Source organism: Zoogloea sp. GW822-FHT05C07, assembly GCF_058800215.1.
Genome location: NZ_CM179510.1, coordinates 1134435 through 1149841 on the forward strand (window position 1 = coordinate 1134435; position 15407 = coordinate 1149841).

The 15407-nt window shown below is 67.3% G+C and carries 12 protein-coding genes; 8 read left to right on the plus strand and 4 right to left on the minus strand.

Annotation, left to right across the window (positions count from 1 at the left end):
* Positions 1 to 92: 92 nt before the first annotated feature.
* Both AC3QL2_RS05400 and AC3QL2_RS05405 read right to left on the minus strand, forming a co-directional pair.
* The gene (locus tag AC3QL2_RS05400) at positions 93 to 3020 is read right to left on the minus strand and encodes an HD domain-containing phosphohydrolase (protein ID WP_493232016.1); all 2928 of its coding nucleotides are present in this window, start codon (positions 3018 to 3020) and stop codon (positions 93 to 95) included.
* Positions 3021 to 3038: 18 nt separating this feature from the next.
* Complete coding sequence (locus tag AC3QL2_RS05405; RefSeq protein WP_493232014.1) at positions 3039 to 4061, minus strand: AraC family transcriptional regulator; 1023 nt, start codon at positions 4059 to 4061, stop codon at positions 3039 to 3041.
* Positions 4062 to 4311: 250 nt separating this feature from the next.
* Between AC3QL2_RS05405 and AC3QL2_RS05410 the strand changes: the two genes are divergently transcribed.
* The 5 genes from AC3QL2_RS05410 (at position 4312) to AC3QL2_RS05430 (ending at position 9573) form a co-directional block, all read left to right on the plus strand.
* Positions 4312 to 5076, plus strand: coding sequence for a 3-hydroxyacyl-CoA dehydrogenase (locus AC3QL2_RS05410; RefSeq protein WP_493232013.1), 765 nt, complete (start codon positions 4312 to 4314; stop codon positions 5074 to 5076).
* 37 nt (positions 5077 to 5113) lie between these two features.
* A complete protein-coding gene (locus AC3QL2_RS05415; protein ID WP_493232011.1) occupies positions 5114 to 6310 on the plus strand; it encodes an acetyl-CoA C-acetyltransferase in 1197 nt (398 codons plus the stop codon).
* Between the two features lie 16 nt (positions 6311 to 6326).
* A complete protein-coding gene (locus AC3QL2_RS05420) occupies positions 6327 to 7463 on the plus strand; it encodes an acyl-CoA dehydrogenase (protein ID WP_493232009.1) in 1137 nt (378 codons plus the stop codon).
* Positions 7464 to 7624: 161 nt separating this feature from the next.
* Positions 7625 to 8770, plus strand: coding sequence for a CaiB/BaiF CoA transferase family protein (locus tag AC3QL2_RS05425; protein WP_493232007.1), 1146 nt, complete (start codon positions 7625 to 7627; stop codon positions 8768 to 8770).
* 26 nt (positions 8771 to 8796) lie between these two features.
* A complete protein-coding gene (locus AC3QL2_RS05430) occupies positions 8797 to 9573 on the plus strand; it encodes an enoyl-CoA hydratase (protein ID WP_493232005.1) in 777 nt (258 codons plus the stop codon).
* A gap of 82 nt (positions 9574 to 9655) precedes the next feature.
* Here AC3QL2_RS05430 and AC3QL2_RS05435 read toward each other — a convergent pair whose 3' ends face one another.
* The gene (locus AC3QL2_RS05435) at positions 9656 to 10435 is read right to left on the minus strand and encodes a 3-oxoacyl-ACP reductase family protein (RefSeq protein WP_493232003.1); all 780 of its coding nucleotides are present in this window, start codon (positions 10433 to 10435) and stop codon (positions 9656 to 9658) included.
* Between the two features lie 153 nt (positions 10436 to 10588).
* Between AC3QL2_RS05435 and AC3QL2_RS05440 the strand changes: the two genes are divergently transcribed.
* The 3 genes from AC3QL2_RS05440 to AC3QL2_RS05450 all read left to right on the plus strand — a co-directional run bounded on the left by AC3QL2_RS05440 (position 10589) and on the right by AC3QL2_RS05450 (position 13637).
* Positions 10589 to 11524 carry a LysR family transcriptional regulator gene (locus AC3QL2_RS05440; protein WP_493232001.1) on the plus strand — a complete coding sequence of 312 codons (936 nt, stop codon included), beginning with the start codon at positions 10589 to 10591 and terminating at the stop codon, positions 11522 to 11524.
* Between the two features lie 234 nt (positions 11525 to 11758).
* A complete protein-coding gene (locus tag AC3QL2_RS05445; RefSeq protein WP_493231999.1) occupies positions 11759 to 12292 on the plus strand; it encodes an RrF2 family transcriptional regulator in 534 nt (177 codons plus the stop codon).
* A gap of 139 nt (positions 12293 to 12431) precedes the next feature.
* The gene (locus AC3QL2_RS05450; RefSeq protein ID WP_493231998.1) at positions 12432 to 13637 is read left to right on the plus strand and encodes an NAD(P)/FAD-dependent oxidoreductase; all 1206 of its coding nucleotides are present in this window, start codon (positions 12432 to 12434) and stop codon (positions 13635 to 13637) included.
* A 108-nt stretch (positions 13638 to 13745) separates the two neighbouring features.
* Here the strand turns inward: AC3QL2_RS05450 and gpmI are convergent, their stop codons facing one another.
* Positions 13746 to 15386, minus strand: a complete 1641-nt coding sequence (gpmI, locus tag AC3QL2_RS05455; RefSeq protein ID WP_493231996.1) for a 2,3-bisphosphoglycerate-independent phosphoglycerate mutase — start codon at positions 15384 to 15386, stop codon at positions 13746 to 13748.
* Positions 15387 to 15407 lie beyond the last annotated feature (21 nt).

A 15407-nucleotide genomic window follows, 5' to 3' on the forward strand; every position in this document is an offset into this window, starting at 1 on the left:
GCTTCGTCCGCACCACACCTTGCCCGGCGGCGCGATCCGCTGCCGGGCAACGCACCACCCACCACCTCTCCCCCGCAGTACGCCCCGTCGCCTCAGCCCTGCCTCAGCAGCGCCGCCTCGTCCACGTCGTCGATGCACTCCGGCTGCATGAAGCGCAGCGCGTAATCCCGATACACCCCTGCCTGCACGAACAGCGCGAACAGCTCCGCGTCAATGTGCGCCGCGTCGCGCATGCGCGCCATGATCGCCATCGCCTCCGACAGGCGCTTGCCGCGCTTGTAGGGCCGATCCACCGCGGTCAGCGCCTCGAAGATGTCGGCGATGGCGATCATCCGCGCCACCGGGCTCATCTCGTCCCGGTGCAGGCCGCGCGGGTAGCCGGTGCCGTCCATCTTCTCGTGGTGCCCGCCGGCGAGTTCCGGCACCGCCTTCAGATGGCGCGGGAAAGGCAGCGCGGCGAGCATGCGGATGGTCTGCACGATGTGCTCGTTGATCTTGTAGCGGTCCTCCTCAGTGAGGGTGCCCCGCGCCACCGACAGGTTGGCCAGCTCGCCACGGTTGTAGAGCAGCTCCGGCACCGCCATGCGGAAGCCCCACGGGTTGTCCGCCGCGATGCGCTCCTCAGGGCGGCGCTCGATGCGGTGCTCGGACTTGTCGGCCAGCAGCGCCTCCTGCACCGGCAGACTTGTGGCCGGCTTGCGGCGGCGCTCGTCCTCGGAGACGCCGAGCCGGTCGTCGAAGGTGCGCAGCCAGGTCCGCCCGGCGATCTGCCGCAGGCGCTCGACACGCTCCGGCGCCATCGCCTCGCCACCCTGGTTGCACGACGCCACGAAGGCGAACTCCTCGTCGAGCTGGGCCCACGCTTCGGTCAGCCGTGCCCGTTCTTCGACGGCATCCGCCCCATCGGCGATGGCACGCCAGCATGCCACCTCCGCGTCGCGCTTGAGCACCTCGAAACGCATTCGCACCTCGTGGATGCGGTCGTAGATCGTCTCCAGCTTGGTGGCCTTGTCCACCACGTATTCCGGCGTGGTGACCTTGCCGCAGTCGTGCAGCCAGGCCGCGATATGCACCGCCTCCCACTCCTCGTCGCTGAGGCAGAAATCGCGGTACGGCCCCTCGGTCGCCGCGCAGGCCGCCCGCGCCAGCATCTTCGACAGCACCGGCACCCGCGCGCAGTGGCCGCCGGTGTAGGGGCTCTTGGCGTCGATGGCGCCGGCCAGCAGGCGGACGAAGGACTCGAACATCTGCTTCTGCGCATGGATCAGGCCGCGCGTCTCGACGGACACCGCCGCCGAACCGGACAGCGCCTCGACGAAATGCACCAGCTCCGGGTCCGGCGCCTGCCGGAACCACAACACCAGCAAGCCCAGACGCTGCTGCTTGCGGTCGAGCAGCGGCACCGCCAGATAGGCCAGCGTGTGCTCGCCGATGGCCTCGCACAGACCGGTGCAACTGCGCCCGGCGCCGTGGCCGGAGCGTAGCTCGCCAACGGCCGAGCGTGCGCCGGCGGGCACCAGTTCGGCCATCGCCTCGCCCAACGGCGCAACGGGCATCGGCAGGCTGTTGCCATCGGCTCCACGCAAGGCCACCGCATCCAGCCCGTCGCCACCGTCACCGTCCCGCGCCAGGTAGAGCCCCCCTGCCCGTGCGCCGACCACCGCCAGCGTCTCGTCCACCAAGCGCGGCAACAGGCGGTCGAAGTCGGACTCCTCGGCAATCAACGACGCAATGTCGAGGAAGCGCCGGACGGCGCCCTTCATCGCCCCCAGATCCGCCGCCAGATCGTCCACCTCACGCACCACCGAGCGGGTCTTCACCGCCCCTGCGAAGTCGAAACGGCGGATCGCCGCGGTCTCCACGGCCAGTTCGCGGATCGGCCGCGCCACCAGGCGGGCCGTCCAGTAGGTCAGCGGCAAGGCCAGCAGCACGACGATCAGCGTCGCGGCGATGGAGCTGTTGCGGATCTCCCGGGCCTCGGTGAGCAATTCCTCATCGGGGATCGCCACGCCGAGATAGACCGGCCGGCCACCCTGCAGGGACAGCTGGGCCACCGCCCCATGCCAGCTGCGGCCGCCCGACGCGAAGGCAGTCATCGGCATCTCGCCGGATCTGTCGAGCCCAGGCAAGCGGGCTGCCAGCCCCGCCAACCCGCCACCGTCCAGCGCGGACAGCAGCGGCCGCTCGACCGTGCCGCCGACAGCACGGGGCTGCCAGCCCGGCTCCGAGTAGGCGATCACCCGTTTGTCCACGTCGAACAGCACCAGCTGCGAGCCCGGCGTAATGCGCTGGCGGCGCAGCGTGTCATCCAGCGCGGCCAGGCGGATGTCGGCCCCCACCACCGCACGGCCGGACTCGGCACGGCGCGCCAGCGTCATGCCGAGCTTGCCGGTGGCCGCGAACAGGTAGGGCGCGGTCAGCACCGAGTCGCGGCTGCCCATGGCCTGCGTGTACCAGCCGCGCCGGCGCGGATCGTAATTGCTCGGATATTCCGGGCGCTCCCGCAGCTTCAGCTCGGCCAGCGCATCGTCGAGGAAAATGAAGCGGCCGTCCTGCCCGGCGATGCTCTGGATCACATAGGCCGCCCCCCGCGGCGCGCCGAGCTGGCGCCGGTCCTCGTCGCTGGTGAAGCGCATCAGCAGGAAGAAGTCGCCGGTCGCGTAGCCGACGTAGAAGGAACTCACCGATGGCGTGGCCAGCAGCGCCTCCTGCAGGACCGCCAGGCTCTCGCGCCGCTCGGCCAGCGTGCCGGTCCGCACCAGCGGCTGCAGGGCCAGCAGGCGCAGGCTGGCGTTGACGGGCTGCAGCAGGCTCTCCATATCGCCCGCCGTCTGCTGCGAGATGCGCCCCAGCAGATCGCCGGCGGCCCGCTCCAGCATCTGCGCGCTGCGCGTGTAGGACAGCCAGGCGATGCTGCCGCCGGCGAGCAGCACCAGCACGAAGAACAGCGTTGAAATATGGATGTGCAGCGGCCAGCGGAAACGACGTGCCGGCCTGGAGGGTGAGGTTTCGGCCGCCATCAGGATGCTCCCTTTCCGCTAGTGTCCGGCGAGGGCGCGCCGGTATTCGCCCGGCCGTGCGCCGGTCCACTTCTTGAACGCCCGGTGAAACGCGCTGGCCTCGGCGAAGCCCAGCTCCAGCGCGATGTCGAGCACCGATTTGTCCGAATGGCTGAGCTGGCTGATCGCCAGGTCGAGACGCAGGTCGTCCTTGATCGACTGGTAAGACTGGCCTTCGTCGAGCAAGTGCCGGCGCAACGTGGACACCGAGAAATGCAGCTGCTGGGCGAGGGTCTCGAAGTCCGGCCACGCGTCCGGCGGCAACCGCCGCAGGCGGCGCCGGATGCGCGCCACCAGCCCTTCGCTGTTACGGTACTTGACCAGGAAATTGGCCGGCGCGCTGCGCAGGAACAGCTTCATCGTGCGCTCGTTCTGCACGGTGGGCATGTCGAGGAATTCGGCTGGAAAGGCGATCTCGGTGCATGCGTCGCCGAAGCGCAGGTCCGGCGAGAACAGCACCCGCCACTCGGCGCTGAAGTCCGGCTCCAGGCAACGGAAGCGCGCATGGCCCAGCGGAATGCGCCGCCCGATCAGCCAGCAGGCCAGTCCGTGCAGAATGATCAGGAAGGTGCCGTAGGCGAAGGCCCGCCGCGGCTCGGCCTGGCGGTCGATGATCTCGACGCGGGCCGTCTCGCCGTCGCGTACCAGCACGCCTTCCAGGTCGTCGAGGAGCAGCCGGAAGAAGCGCAGCGCCCGGCGCAGCGCCCGTTCCAGCGTGTCGCAATGGATCACGCTATGGCACAGCAGCGTGAAGCTGCCGGCCTTCATGCGGTGGGAATCCATGCCGAAGAACTCGTCGTCCATCACCTGGGCGATGAGGTGCCACAGCACCGCGAAGTGCTCCGACGACACCCGCGCCTGCGGCGCGTTGAGAAGTTCCGGCGAGATGCCGGCCTGGTTCAACAGCGCGTCCACGTCGAAACCGCGCGCGCGAACTTCCACCAGCGCTTCATGGACGAAGCCGATGGAGATCGTGCCCTTGTCGGACGTGGGTTCGCTCATGGAAATCCGGCCGGAAACAGGAACAGGGAAAGGGTTCGGGACGCAGCCCCGGAAGCGCGCCCCCGACGGGCTGCCGGAACCACGCCTCGCCGCGCCACACGGGGCTTTGCGCCCTTTCGATGTGGCAAATTCTATCATCCACATTGAGCGTTTTAGGCATGGAAGCCAGCCGGGCTTGTGCCTAGACTGCGCCCCACATCGTGCCCGCTTGGGCGGGCCATTCAGCCGACAGCAACGAGGAGAGAGATAGATGGAAATCCAGAACAACGTATTCGTGGTGACCGGCGGCGGTTCGGGCCTCGGCGCCGCCACCGCGCAGATGATCGTCGCCAAGGGCGGCAAGGTCGTGCTGGCCGATGTGAACAAGGAAGCCGGTGAAGCCCAGGCCCGCGAGCTGGGCGCCAACGCCCGCTTCGTCGCCACCGACGTGACCGGTGAGGACAGCGCCAAGGCGGCCTTCGCCGCCGCCGTCGAGCTGGGCACCCTGCGTGGCCTGGTGAACTGTGCCGGCATCGCCCCGGCCGAGAAGGTCGTCGGCAAGGAAGGCGCCCACAAGCTGGAGTCCTTCGCCCGCACCATCAACATCAACCTGATCGGCACCTTCAACATGACCCGCCTCGCCGCGGAGATCATGAGCAAGAACGAGCCCAACGCCGGCGGCGAGCGCGGCGTGATCGTCAGCACCGCGTCGGTGGCCGCCTTCGACGGCCAGCTCGGCCAGGCTGCCTACGCCGCGTCCAAGGGCGGCGTGGTCGCCATGACCCTGCCAATCGCCCGCGAACTATCCCGCACCGGCATCCGCGTGATGACCATCGCCCCCGGCATCATGGAAACCCCGATGCTGCTCGGCATGCCCGCCGACGTGCAGGAGGCCCTCGGCAAGATGGTTCCCTTCCCCTCCCGCATGGGCAAGCCGGCCGAGTACGCCGCGCTGGTGGAACACATCTTCAGCAACAGCTACCTGAACGGCGAAGTGATCCGCCTCGACGGCGCCATCCGCATGGCCGCCAAGTAAGCCCCTTCCCCACCGAATTCGCGAAAGGCCACACACCATGAGCACCCACGACCCGATCGTCATCGTCTCCGCCGCCCGCACCCCGATGGGCGGTTTCCAGGGCGACTTCGCCAGCCTCACCGCGCCGCAGCTGGGCGGCGTCGCCGTCAAGGCCGCTGTCGAGCGTTCCGGCCTGCCCGCCGACGTGGTGCAGGAACTGATCTTCGGCTGCGTGCTGCCCGCCGGCCTCGGCCAGGCGCCGGCCCGCCAGGCCGCCCTCAACGGCGGCCTGCCCCTGTCCGCCGGCTGTACCACCATCAACAAGGTGTGCGGCTCCGGCATGAAGGCCACGCTGCTGGCCCATGACCTGCTGGTGGCCGGCAGCAGCGACGTGATCGTCGCCGGCGGCATGGAGTCCATGAGCAACGCCCCCTACATGCTGCCCAAGGCCCGCGGCGGCATGCGCCTCGGCCACGGCCAGGTGCTCGACCACATGTTCTTCGACGGCCTCGAAGACCGCTACGGCAAGGAAACCAACGGCCGCCTGATGGGCACCTTCGCTGAAGAATGCGCCGCCTCCTACGGCTTCACCCGCGAGGAGCAGGACGCCTGGGCGATCACCTCGACCACCCGCGCCCAGGCCGCCATCAAGGACGGCTCCTTCGAGTGGGAAGTCACCCCCGTCACCGTCGCCGGCCGCAAGGGCGACGTGACCATCGCCAGCGACGAGCAGCCGCCCAAGGCCAACATCGAGAAGATCCCGAGCCTCAAGCCGGCCTTCAAGAAGGACGGCACGGTGACCCCGGCCAACTCCAGCTCCATCTCCGACGGCGCCGCCGCCCTCGTGCTGATGCGCGCCTCCACCGCCGAAAAGCTGGGCGCCAAGCCGCTGGCCCGCATCGTCGGCCACACCAACCACGCCAACACCCCGGCCCTGTTCCCCACCGCCCCGGTCGGCGCGATGCAGAAGCTCCTCGCCAAGGCCGGCTGGAGTGCTGGCGACGTGGATCTGTGGGAGATCAACGAAGCCTTCGCGGTGGTGACCATGGCCGCCATCCGCGACCTCGCCCTCGACCCCGCCAAGGTCAACATCCACGGCGGCGCCTGCGCTCTCGGCCACCCCATCGGCGCCTCCGGCGCCCGCATCATCGTCACCCTCCTCGGCGCCCTCAAGAAAACCGGCGGCAAGCGCGGCATTGCCAGCCTGTGCATCGGCGGCGGCGAAGCGACGGCCCTGGCCGTCGAGATGCTGTAAAGAAAGGACCCACACGATGATCCTCACCCAAGAACAGGAAATGATCCGCGACTCCATGCGTGCCTTCGCGCAGGAGCGCCTCGCCCCCTTCGCCGCCGAATGGGACAAGCATCACACCTTCCCCGCCCAGGCCCTCAAGGAACTCGGCGAACTCGGCGCGCTGGGCATGGTAGTGCCCGAGGAATGGGGCGGCGCCGGCATGGACTACATGAGCCTGGTGCTGACGCTGGAAGAGATCGCCGCCGGCGACGGCGCCACCTCTACCATCGTCTCGGTGCAGAACTCCCTGGCCTGCGGCATCACGCAAAAGTACGGCACCGATGCGCAGAAGGAAGAATGGCTGAAGCCCCTCGCCCGCGGCGAAAAGCTCGGCTGCTTCTGCCTCACCGAGCCCCACACCGGCTCCGACGCGGCGGCCATCACCACTCGGGCGGACAAGGACGGCGACCACTTCGTGCTGAACGGCGTCAAGCAGTTCATCACCACCGGCAAGCACGCCCAGATGGCCATCGTCTTCGCCGTCACCGACAAGGCCGCCGGCAAGAAGGGCATCTCCTGCTTCCTGGTGCCGACTGCCACGCCCGGCTTCATCGTCGGCCGTACCGAAGAGAAGATGGGCCAGCATGCCTCCGACACCGTGCAGATCATCCTCGAGAACTGCCGCGTGCCCGCTTCAGCCCTGCTCGGCAAGGAAGGCGAAGGCTACAAGATCGCCCTTTCGAACCTGGAAGCCGGCCGCATCGGCATCGCGGCCCAGAGCATCGGCATGGCCCGCGCCGCCTTCGAGGCCGCCATTCGCTACGCCAAGGAGCGCGTCACCTTCGGCGTGCCGATCATCGAGCACCAGGCGGTCAACTTCAAGCTGGCCGACATGAACACCCTGCTCGACGCCGCCCGCCTGATGGTGTGGCGCGCTGCCCAGCTCAAGGACGCCGGCAAGCCCTGCCTGAAGGAAGCCTCGATGGCCAAGATGTTCGCCTCCGAAGCCGCCGAGAAGATCGCCTCCGACGCCATCCAGATCCACGGCGGCGTCGGCTACACCAGCGACTTCCCGGTCGAGCGCATCTACCGCGACGTGCGCATCTGCCAGATCTACGAAGGCGCCAACGACATCCAGCGTCTGGTCATCGGCCGCAGCATCGCCGCTGAATAAAGCCAGGCATCAACCATAACGAGGCCCCCGATCTCGCGCGGCCGGACCGCACCGTAATCGATTACGGCGGCGTTCCGCCTCTCGATCTCGGGGGCCTCGTTGCAACTTCTGCGCACGTTCCAGCGCCAGTCCGCACAAGAACCAATCAGGAAGGAGACAACATGGGTCCTCTCCACGGCGTGAAAATCGTCGAATTCGCCGCCCTCGGCCCCGCCCCGATGGGCGCGATGATCCTCGCCGACCTCGGCGCCGAGGTGGTGCGCATCGAACGCAAGCCGCCCCCCAACGCCAAGCCCGGTTTCGAGATCTTCGATCCGCAGCGGGACATCCTCAACCGCAGCCGTCGCGTCGTGCGCCTCGACCTCAAGAAAGCCGAGGGCCTGGACGCCGCACGGCGCCTGCTTGCCGGCGCCGACATCCTGATCGAGGGCTTCCGCCCCGGCGTGATGGAGCGCCTCGGCCTTGGCCCCACCGAGAGCCTGGCCGCCAATCCGCGTCTCGTCTATGGCCGCATGACTGGCTGGGGCCAATACGGGCCCCTGTCCCAGAGCGCCGGCCACGACATCAACTACCTGTCCTTGTCCGGCGCGCTGCACGCCATCGGCGAGGCCGGCGGCAAGCCGGTGGTGCCGCTGAATCTGGTGGCCGACTGTGGCGGCGGCGCGATGCTGCTGGTGGTCGGTGTACTGGCAGCCCTCACAGAAGCGCGCAGCTCCGGCCACGGCCAGGTGGTGGACGCGGCGATGACCGACGGCTCGGCGCTGCTGATGAGCATGATGTACACGCTGAAGGCCATGGGCCAGTGGTCGCAAGCGCGCGGCACCAACCTGCTCGACGGCGGTGCGCCGTTCTACGACACCTACCGCTGCGCCGACGGCAAGTACATCTCCATCGGCCCCATCGAACCCCAGTTCTACGCACTGCTCCTGCAAAAAGCCGGCATCGACGATCCGGATTTCAGCCAGCAATGGGAACGCAGCCGCTGGCCAGAACTGAAAACCCGCCTCGCCACCCATCTGGCTAGTCGCAGCCGCGACGCCTGGTGCGCGCTGCTGGAAGGCAGCGATGCCTGCGTGGCGCCCGTTCTGGACATGGACGAAGCACCCGAACACCCGCACAATCGGGCTCGCGGCACTTTCATCGAGGTCGGCGGCGTCGTGCAGCCGGCCCCGGCCCCACGCTTCAGCCGCAGCATTCCCGCGCAGCCCCGTCCGCCGGTCGTCGATGGCACCGGCGAGGACGTGCTCGCCGACTGGGGTTTCACCCCGGCGGAGATCGACGGGCTGCGCACGGCGGGGGCACTCTAATAAAACAGCGACAACAGGAGAACCAAGTGGAATATCAGAACATTCTCGTCGAGACCCGCGGCAAGGTCGGCCTGATCACCCTCAACCGTCCGAAGGCCCTCAACGCCCTCAATGACGCGCTGGTGGACGAACTGGGCGTGGCCCTCAACGGCTTCGAGGCCGACGAGAACATTGGCTGTGTCGTCATCACCGGCTCCGAAAAGGCCTTCGCGGCCGGCGCCGACATCACGATGATGGCCAACTTCAGCTACATGGACGCCTACAAGGGCGACTACATCACCCGCAACTGGGAACGCGTGAAGACCTGCCGCAAGCCGATCATCGCCGCGGTGGCCGGCTTCGCCCTCGGCGGCGGCTGCGAACTGGCGATGAGCTGCGACATGATCTTCGCCGCCGACACCGCCAAGTTCGGCCAGCCCGAAGTCAAGCTGGGCATCCTGCCCGGCGCCGGCGGTACCCAGCGTCTGCCCCGCGCAGTCGGTAAAGGCAAGGCCATGGACCTGTGCCTGACCGCCCGCATGATGGACGCTGCCGAAGCCGAGAAGTCCGGCCTCGTCGCCCGCGTGATCCCCGCCGACCAGCTGGTCGACGAGGCTCTCAAGGCGGCCGAAACCATCGCCGGCTACTCCCTGCCGGTGGTCATGATGATCAAGGAATCGGTGAACCGGTCCTTCGAGAGCAGCCTCAACGAAGGCCTGCTGTTCGAGCGCCGCGTCTTCCATTCCGCCTTCGCGCTGGACGACCAGAAGGAAGGCATGGCCGCCTTCGTCGAGAAGCGCAAGCCGGAATTCAAGAACCAGTAAGCCTTGCCCTGAGCGGGGATTGGAAGGGGGCTGCGGCCCCCTTTTCCGTTGGCGTCCGGCGGCGAGGCCGGATTCGCCGGGGTCAGGCGGAGAATCCGCCATCGACCAACAGACTGGCGCCGGTGATGTAGGCCGCCTCGGGGCCGGCCAGATAAGCCGCGAAACTCGCCACCTCCTCCGCCGAGCCGTAGCGCGGCAGGGCCATCAGGCCCTTCAGGGTCTGCGCAAAATCCCCGCTGTCCGGATTCATCTCGGTGTCGATCGGGCCCGGCTGAATGTTATTGACCGTGATGCCGAGCGGACCGAGGTCGCGCGCCAGGCCCTTGGTCAGCCCGACGATGGCCGCCTTGCTCATGGCGTACACCGAGCCGCCCTGGAAGGGCATGCGGTCGGAGTTGGTGCTGCCGATGGTGATGATGCGGCCGCCCCGGTCCATGTGCTTGACCACCGCCTGCGACGCGACGATCACGCTGCGCACATTCACGGCCAGCGTGCGATCGATGTCTTCGAGCGGAATCTCCGCCTCGGCAACATTGCCCAGGGCCAGCACACCGGCGTTGTTCACCAGGATGTCGATCTTGCCGTAGGTGTCGGCGGCCAGCTGCACAGCAGCCTTGATCTGCACGGCATCGGCGCTGTCGGCCTTGATCGCCATGGCGCGACCGCCGGCGGCTTCGATCTCTGCGACGACTTCCTGCGCCTTGCCGGCCGAACTGGCGTAAGTCAGCGCCACGGCGGCACCATCACGTGCCAGCCGCCTGGCAATGGCGGCGCCAATGCCGCGCGAACCGCCCTGAACGAAGGCGACCTTGCCGACCAGATGATTGACTTGGGCTTGTACGTTTTGCGCCTGCTTCGACATGATGCTTCTCCTTGAGTGGTTTGGCACCGCCTTATCGCGACGCCATGGAGCGCACTATCCGCCGATCACTTCATCGCGATAAGCCATGAATTCCTTTATTCTTTTTAAACCAATAGTTTCAAATAGACCGACTAGAGCGGGTCTGAAAAGCGCATGGAAACCTTAGGCAGCATCGAATGCTTCGTTCGCAGCGCCGAAGCCGGCAGCTTCTCCGAAGCGGCACGGCGCCTGGGCTTGACCTCGGCCGCCGTGGGCAAGAACGTGGCCCGGCTGGAGGCCGGCCTGGGCATACGCCTGTTCCAGCGCAGCACGCGCAGCCTGCGCCTAACCGAGGCCGGCACGCGCTTCCTGGCCGAGGTCAGTAACAGCCTGGCAACTATCCAGAGTGCGGTCGCCAACCTGGCCGATACGGAAGGACAAGCCGCCGGCACGCTGAAGGTCAGCATGGGCAACGCCTTTGGGCGCGAGCACATCGTGCCCCTGCTCAGCGACTTTCTCGCCCTGCATCCGGCCATCGTGCCCGACTGGCATTTCGACAATCGCCAGGTCGATCTGATCGCCGAGGGTTTCGACGCCGCCATCGGCGGCGGCTTCGAGCTCCCTCCCGGCCTGGTCGCCCGCGAACTGGCGCCGGCGCACATGGTGCTGCTCGCCTCCCAGGCCTATCTCTCCAATAAACCCGCAATCACACATCCGGACCAGCTGAAACAACACGCCGGCATTCTCATTCGCTCGCCGCAAACCGGGCGTATCCGCCCGTGGGCACTGATCAACAGCAAGGACACCCGCCATAAGGAACAGAGGCCGATAGACATGCAGGTCCGCATGACCATGAGCGACCCGGCCGCTGCACTTGAGGCGGCCGAGCAGGGCCTGGGCATCGCCGTCGCCAGCATGCCCAACGCCCAGCCCTATCTCGCCAGCCTACGACTCGTCCGCGTCCTGCCGGACTGGTATGCCGATGCCGGCGCCCTCTCGCTCTACTTCCCTGCGCAAAAGCTGCTGCCGGCCAAGACCCGGGCTTTCATCGATTTCGTCGTGTCCCATTTCCGTGAACACAAGCTGGCGCAACGCTTCAGCGCCTACTGAATCAACCCGGCTTGTGCCGGTGCATCTGCCTCGCCGCGATTAACGCCCGCACTTCATCCGTGAGAAGGCTTGCAGCGGTGTCTGTCACGTGCAGCGCCGGGGCAACGAAAGCGTGGCTTATGTCGGGCTGCCGAGCTTGATGTATTCCGTCCATCATTCCTGCGATTTTTACGCAGACAAATAAAGTCCACGTTTTTGTTGTCATCTTAAACAAAGACAAATATAGTCTGCGTTATGGCACATCTAACCGTTAGCGTCGAATACGGCATTCACTGCCTCCTGTGGCTCGTCGGCTCAGGGGACACTGCGCTGAGCAGTCGCGACCTGGCAGAGTTGCAGGGCATCTCGCCGAGCTTCGTCGCCAAGATCTTCCCCAAGCTCGAAAAGGCCGGCATCGTTGCCGCCAGCGAGGGCGTGCGGGGCGGCTACCGCCTGGCCCGGCCGCCGGAGGAGATCAACTTCCTGCACATCGTCGATGCCATCGAAGGCGACAAACCGCTCTTCGATTGCCAGGAGATCCGCAGCCGCTGTGCGGTATTTGGTGAAACGCCGCCCGACTGGGCGACCAGCGGCGTGTGCGGCATCCACAAGATCATGCTGCAGGCCGAAAAAGCGATGCGTGACGAGCTGGCGACCCACTCCCTCGCCGAGGTGGCGACCAGCTTCAGCCGCAAGGCACCCGGCGAGTTCTTCGTCGAGGTCCATGACTGGACCAGCGAGCGCACCGGCAACCGCAAGCCCGGCCGCAAGCCCAAGCCCCCGGCCTGATACTTCGCGGCGCGGCATGCCGCCCGCGCCGCCCTCCCCTTAGGTCAATCGCCCTCGGCCCCTGCCGGATGTGCCGAGCGAATTATTGCGCCCCTGCGCAAGGCCCCTCTACGTCCGGCGTTTGCTAGGAGTACATGGAATGACGCAGCAAATTGTCATCGCGGGTTCCGGCTTTGCCGGTTTGTGGGCAGCGCTGTCGGCAGCCCGTGCAGTCGGGCTGGCCGGCAGGACGGACGTCGAGGTGGTGGTGGTGTCCCCGAGCCCCACGCTGGTCGTCCGCCCGCGCCTTTACGAAGCCGTTATCGAGAACATCGATCCGGACCTGCTGGCGCTGTTCGCAGCGACCGGAGTCCGCCACATGGCCGGACGGGTCGAGTCGATCCGCAGCGACCGTCATGAAGTCGAGGTCGTCAGCAACGATGGCGCACGCAGCACCCTGGGTTACGACAAGTTCGTGCTTGCCACCGGCAGCACGCTGTTCCAGCCGCCTGTCCCGGGCATCGCGGAGTTCAGCTTCAATGTGGACCAGCTGGCCAACGCCAAGACCCTCGCGGCACACCTCGCCGCCCTGGCGACATGCCCCGCAACACCGGCGCGCAACACGGTGGTCGTCGTTGGCGGCGGTCTCACCGGCATCGAGACGGCGGCGGAAATGCCGCAGCGCCTGCGCGGGATTCTGGGCACGGAAGCCGAGGTTCGCGTGGTGGTGATCGAACAAGCGCCGGGCATCGGCCCCGACCTGGGCCCGGAGCCGCGACCGGTCATCGAGGCGGCGCTGGCCGAGTGCGGCGTGGAGATCGTCACCGGCATCGCGGTGACGGCCATCGACGCGGGCGGGATCACGACTTCGGCGGGACAGCGCATCGAAGCCAGCACCGTCGTGTGGACCGCCGGCGCCCGCGCCAATCCGCTCGCTGCGCAGATTCCCGGTGAGCATGACGCCCAGGGCCGCGTCCACGTCGATCCCTACCTGCGCGCCAGCCAGGCGGCCGACGTGTTCGTCACCGGCGACGTCGCCCATGCGGCCACGGACGACCAGGGCAACGTGGCCCTCATGTCCTGCCAGCACGCGCTGAGCCTCGGGCGGGTCGCCGGCCACAATGCCGCCGCCGAACTGATCGGCCTGCCGCTGCACGCCTACAGCCAGCCCAAGTACGTGACCTGCCTGGATCTCGGCGCCTGGGGCGCGCTGTACACCGAAGGCTGGGACCGCCAGATCAGCCTGACGCGGCAGGACGCCAAGAACCTCAAGCGGGACATCACCACCCAGTGGATCTACCCGCCGGCCGCAGACCGCCAGGCCGTCTTCGCCATCGCCAACCCCGACTATGTGATCGTGCCCTGATGGCACGCGGCCTGCAGCCCTGCCCCTAACGCAAGCGGGCACGGCGGCAGGCCGTCGGGACAAACTTCCCATGGGGGCCGATGAAGCGCCCCCAACAGGATCAGACCTTTACTTCACCTTCAGCACGCCCTCGTCCCACTTGGCGTGCTTTTCCAGCCCGAGCAGGTTGGCGACGGTGGCGGCGATGCTCGACAGGCCGGCGGTCGGGGTCTGCTTGAGGCCCAGCTTGCCGCCGCTGACGTTGTCGTAGAGGATCAGCGGCACCGGGTTGAGGGTGTGGGCGGTCTTGGCCTTGAAGGAGCCGTCCTTGTTGAGGGCGGGCTGCTTGGTCTTCTTGTCCAGTTCGAACATCTCGTCGGCATTGCCGTGGTCGGCGGTGATCAGCGCTACCCCACCGGCGGCGTCGATGGCCGGCAGCAGCCGCGACAGGGCCAGGTCAACAGCCTCGACGGCAATCGCCGCTGCCTGGAAGTTGCCAGTGTGGCCGACCATGTCGCCGTTGGCGTAGTTGCAGCGCAGAATCTTGTACTGGCCGGACTGCAGCGCGGCGATCAGCGCGTCGGTGATCTCGGCGGCCTTCATCCAAGGACGCTGCTCGAACGGCACCACGTCGCTGGGGACTTCCTGCCAGGTTTCGCCTTCGAACTTGCCGGAGCGGTTGCCGTTCCAGAAGTAGGTCACGTGACCGAACTTCTGCGTCTCGGAGCACGCGAACTGGGCCAGGCCGGCCTTGCTGAACCATTCGCCGGAAGTGTCCTTGATGGCCGGCGGAGCCACCAGGAAGCGCTTCGGCAGCTGCAGGTCGCCGTCGTACTGGAGCATGCCAGCGTAGGTGACCTTGGGGTGGCGCACGCGGTCGAACTTGTCGAAGTCGTCCTCGACGAAGGCGCGGGTGATCTCGATGGCCCGGTCGCCGCGGAAGTTGTAGAAGACGACCGAATCGCCGTCCTCGATGGTGCCGATGGGCTTGCCGCCGTCAGCGATGACGAACTCCGGCAGATCCTGGTCGATGGTGCCCGGATGGCGCTCGCGCAGGCCGTTGATGGCCGCGGTGGCGTTGGCGAACTGGGTGCCTTCGCCGAGCACGTGGGTCTTCCAGCCCTTGTCGACCATCGGCCAGTTGGCGTCGTAGCGGTCCATGGTGATGTACTGGCGGCCGCCGCCGGAGGCGATGCGGGCGTCGAAACCGTCGGTGCTGACTTCGGCCAGGAAGGCTTCGAAGGGCACCACGTATTCCAGCGCGCTGGTCTCGGGCACGTCGCGACCGTCGATGAGCGCGTGGATGCGCACGGTCTTCACGCCTTCGGCCTTGGCCTGCACGACCATCGCCTTGAGGTGGTCGATGTGGCTATGCACGTTGCCGTCGGAGAACAGGCCGATGAAGTGGATCACGCCACGGCCGGACTTGGCGCCGGCTACGATCTGCTGCCAGGCCTCTCCTTGCCAGATCGAACCGTCGGCAATCGCGTTGGCCACCAGCGCGGCCCCCTGGGAATACACCTGGCCTGCGCCGATGGCGTTGTGGCCGACTTCCGAGTTGCCCATGTCGTCGTCCGACGGCATGCCGACGGCGGTGCCGTGGGCGCGCAGGGAGATGTTCGGATAGTTGGCGAACAGGCGGTCGAGAGTCGGCTTGCGGGCGGCGGCAATGGCGCTGCCGGCGTCGTTCTTGGGCAGGCCGTAACCGTCCATGACGATCACGACGACCGGGCCGGCCACACCGGGGAAGGCGGGGTATTTCTGCAGCATGTTCACTTCCTTGATAAAAAT

What these genes read in the sequence shown, in the direction of transcription:
- AC3QL2_RS05405 (WP_493232014.1), bottom strand. Translation starts at nt 4,061, where the DNA reads ATGAGCGAACCCACGTCCGACAAGGGCACGATCTCCATCGGCTTCGTC.
- gpmI (WP_493231996.1), bottom strand. Translation starts at nt 15,386, where the DNA reads ATGCTGCAGAAATACCCCGCCTTCCCCGGTGTGGCCGGCCCGGTCGTC.
- AC3QL2_RS05415 (WP_493232011.1), top strand. Translation starts at nt 5,114, where the DNA reads ATGAGCACCCACGACCCGATCGTCATCGTCTCCGCCGCCCGCACCCCG.
- AC3QL2_RS05450 (WP_493231998.1), top strand. Translation starts at nt 12,432, where the DNA reads ATGACGCAGCAAATTGTCATCGCGGGTTCCGGCTTTGCCGGTTTGTGG.
- AC3QL2_RS05410 (WP_493232013.1), top strand. Translation starts at nt 4,312, where the DNA reads ATGGAAATCCAGAACAACGTATTCGTGGTGACCGGCGGCGGTTCGGGC.
- AC3QL2_RS05425 (WP_493232007.1), top strand. Translation starts at nt 7,625, where the DNA reads ATGGGTCCTCTCCACGGCGTGAAAATCGTCGAATTCGCCGCCCTCGGC.
- AC3QL2_RS05400 (WP_493232016.1), bottom strand. Translation starts at nt 3,020, where the DNA reads ATGGCGGCCGAAACCTCACCCTCCAGGCCGGCACGTCGTTTCCGCTGG.
- AC3QL2_RS05420 (WP_493232009.1), top strand. Translation starts at nt 6,327, where the DNA reads ATGATCCTCACCCAAGAACAGGAAATGATCCGCGACTCCATGCGTGCC.
- AC3QL2_RS05440 (WP_493232001.1), top strand. Translation starts at nt 10,589, where the DNA reads ATGGAAACCTTAGGCAGCATCGAATGCTTCGTTCGCAGCGCCGAAGCC.
- AC3QL2_RS05435 (WP_493232003.1), bottom strand. Translation starts at nt 10,435, where the DNA reads ATGTCGAAGCAGGCGCAAAACGTACAAGCCCAAGTCAATCATCTGGTC.
- AC3QL2_RS05445 (WP_493231999.1), top strand. Translation starts at nt 11,759, where the DNA reads ATGGCACATCTAACCGTTAGCGTCGAATACGGCATTCACTGCCTCCTG.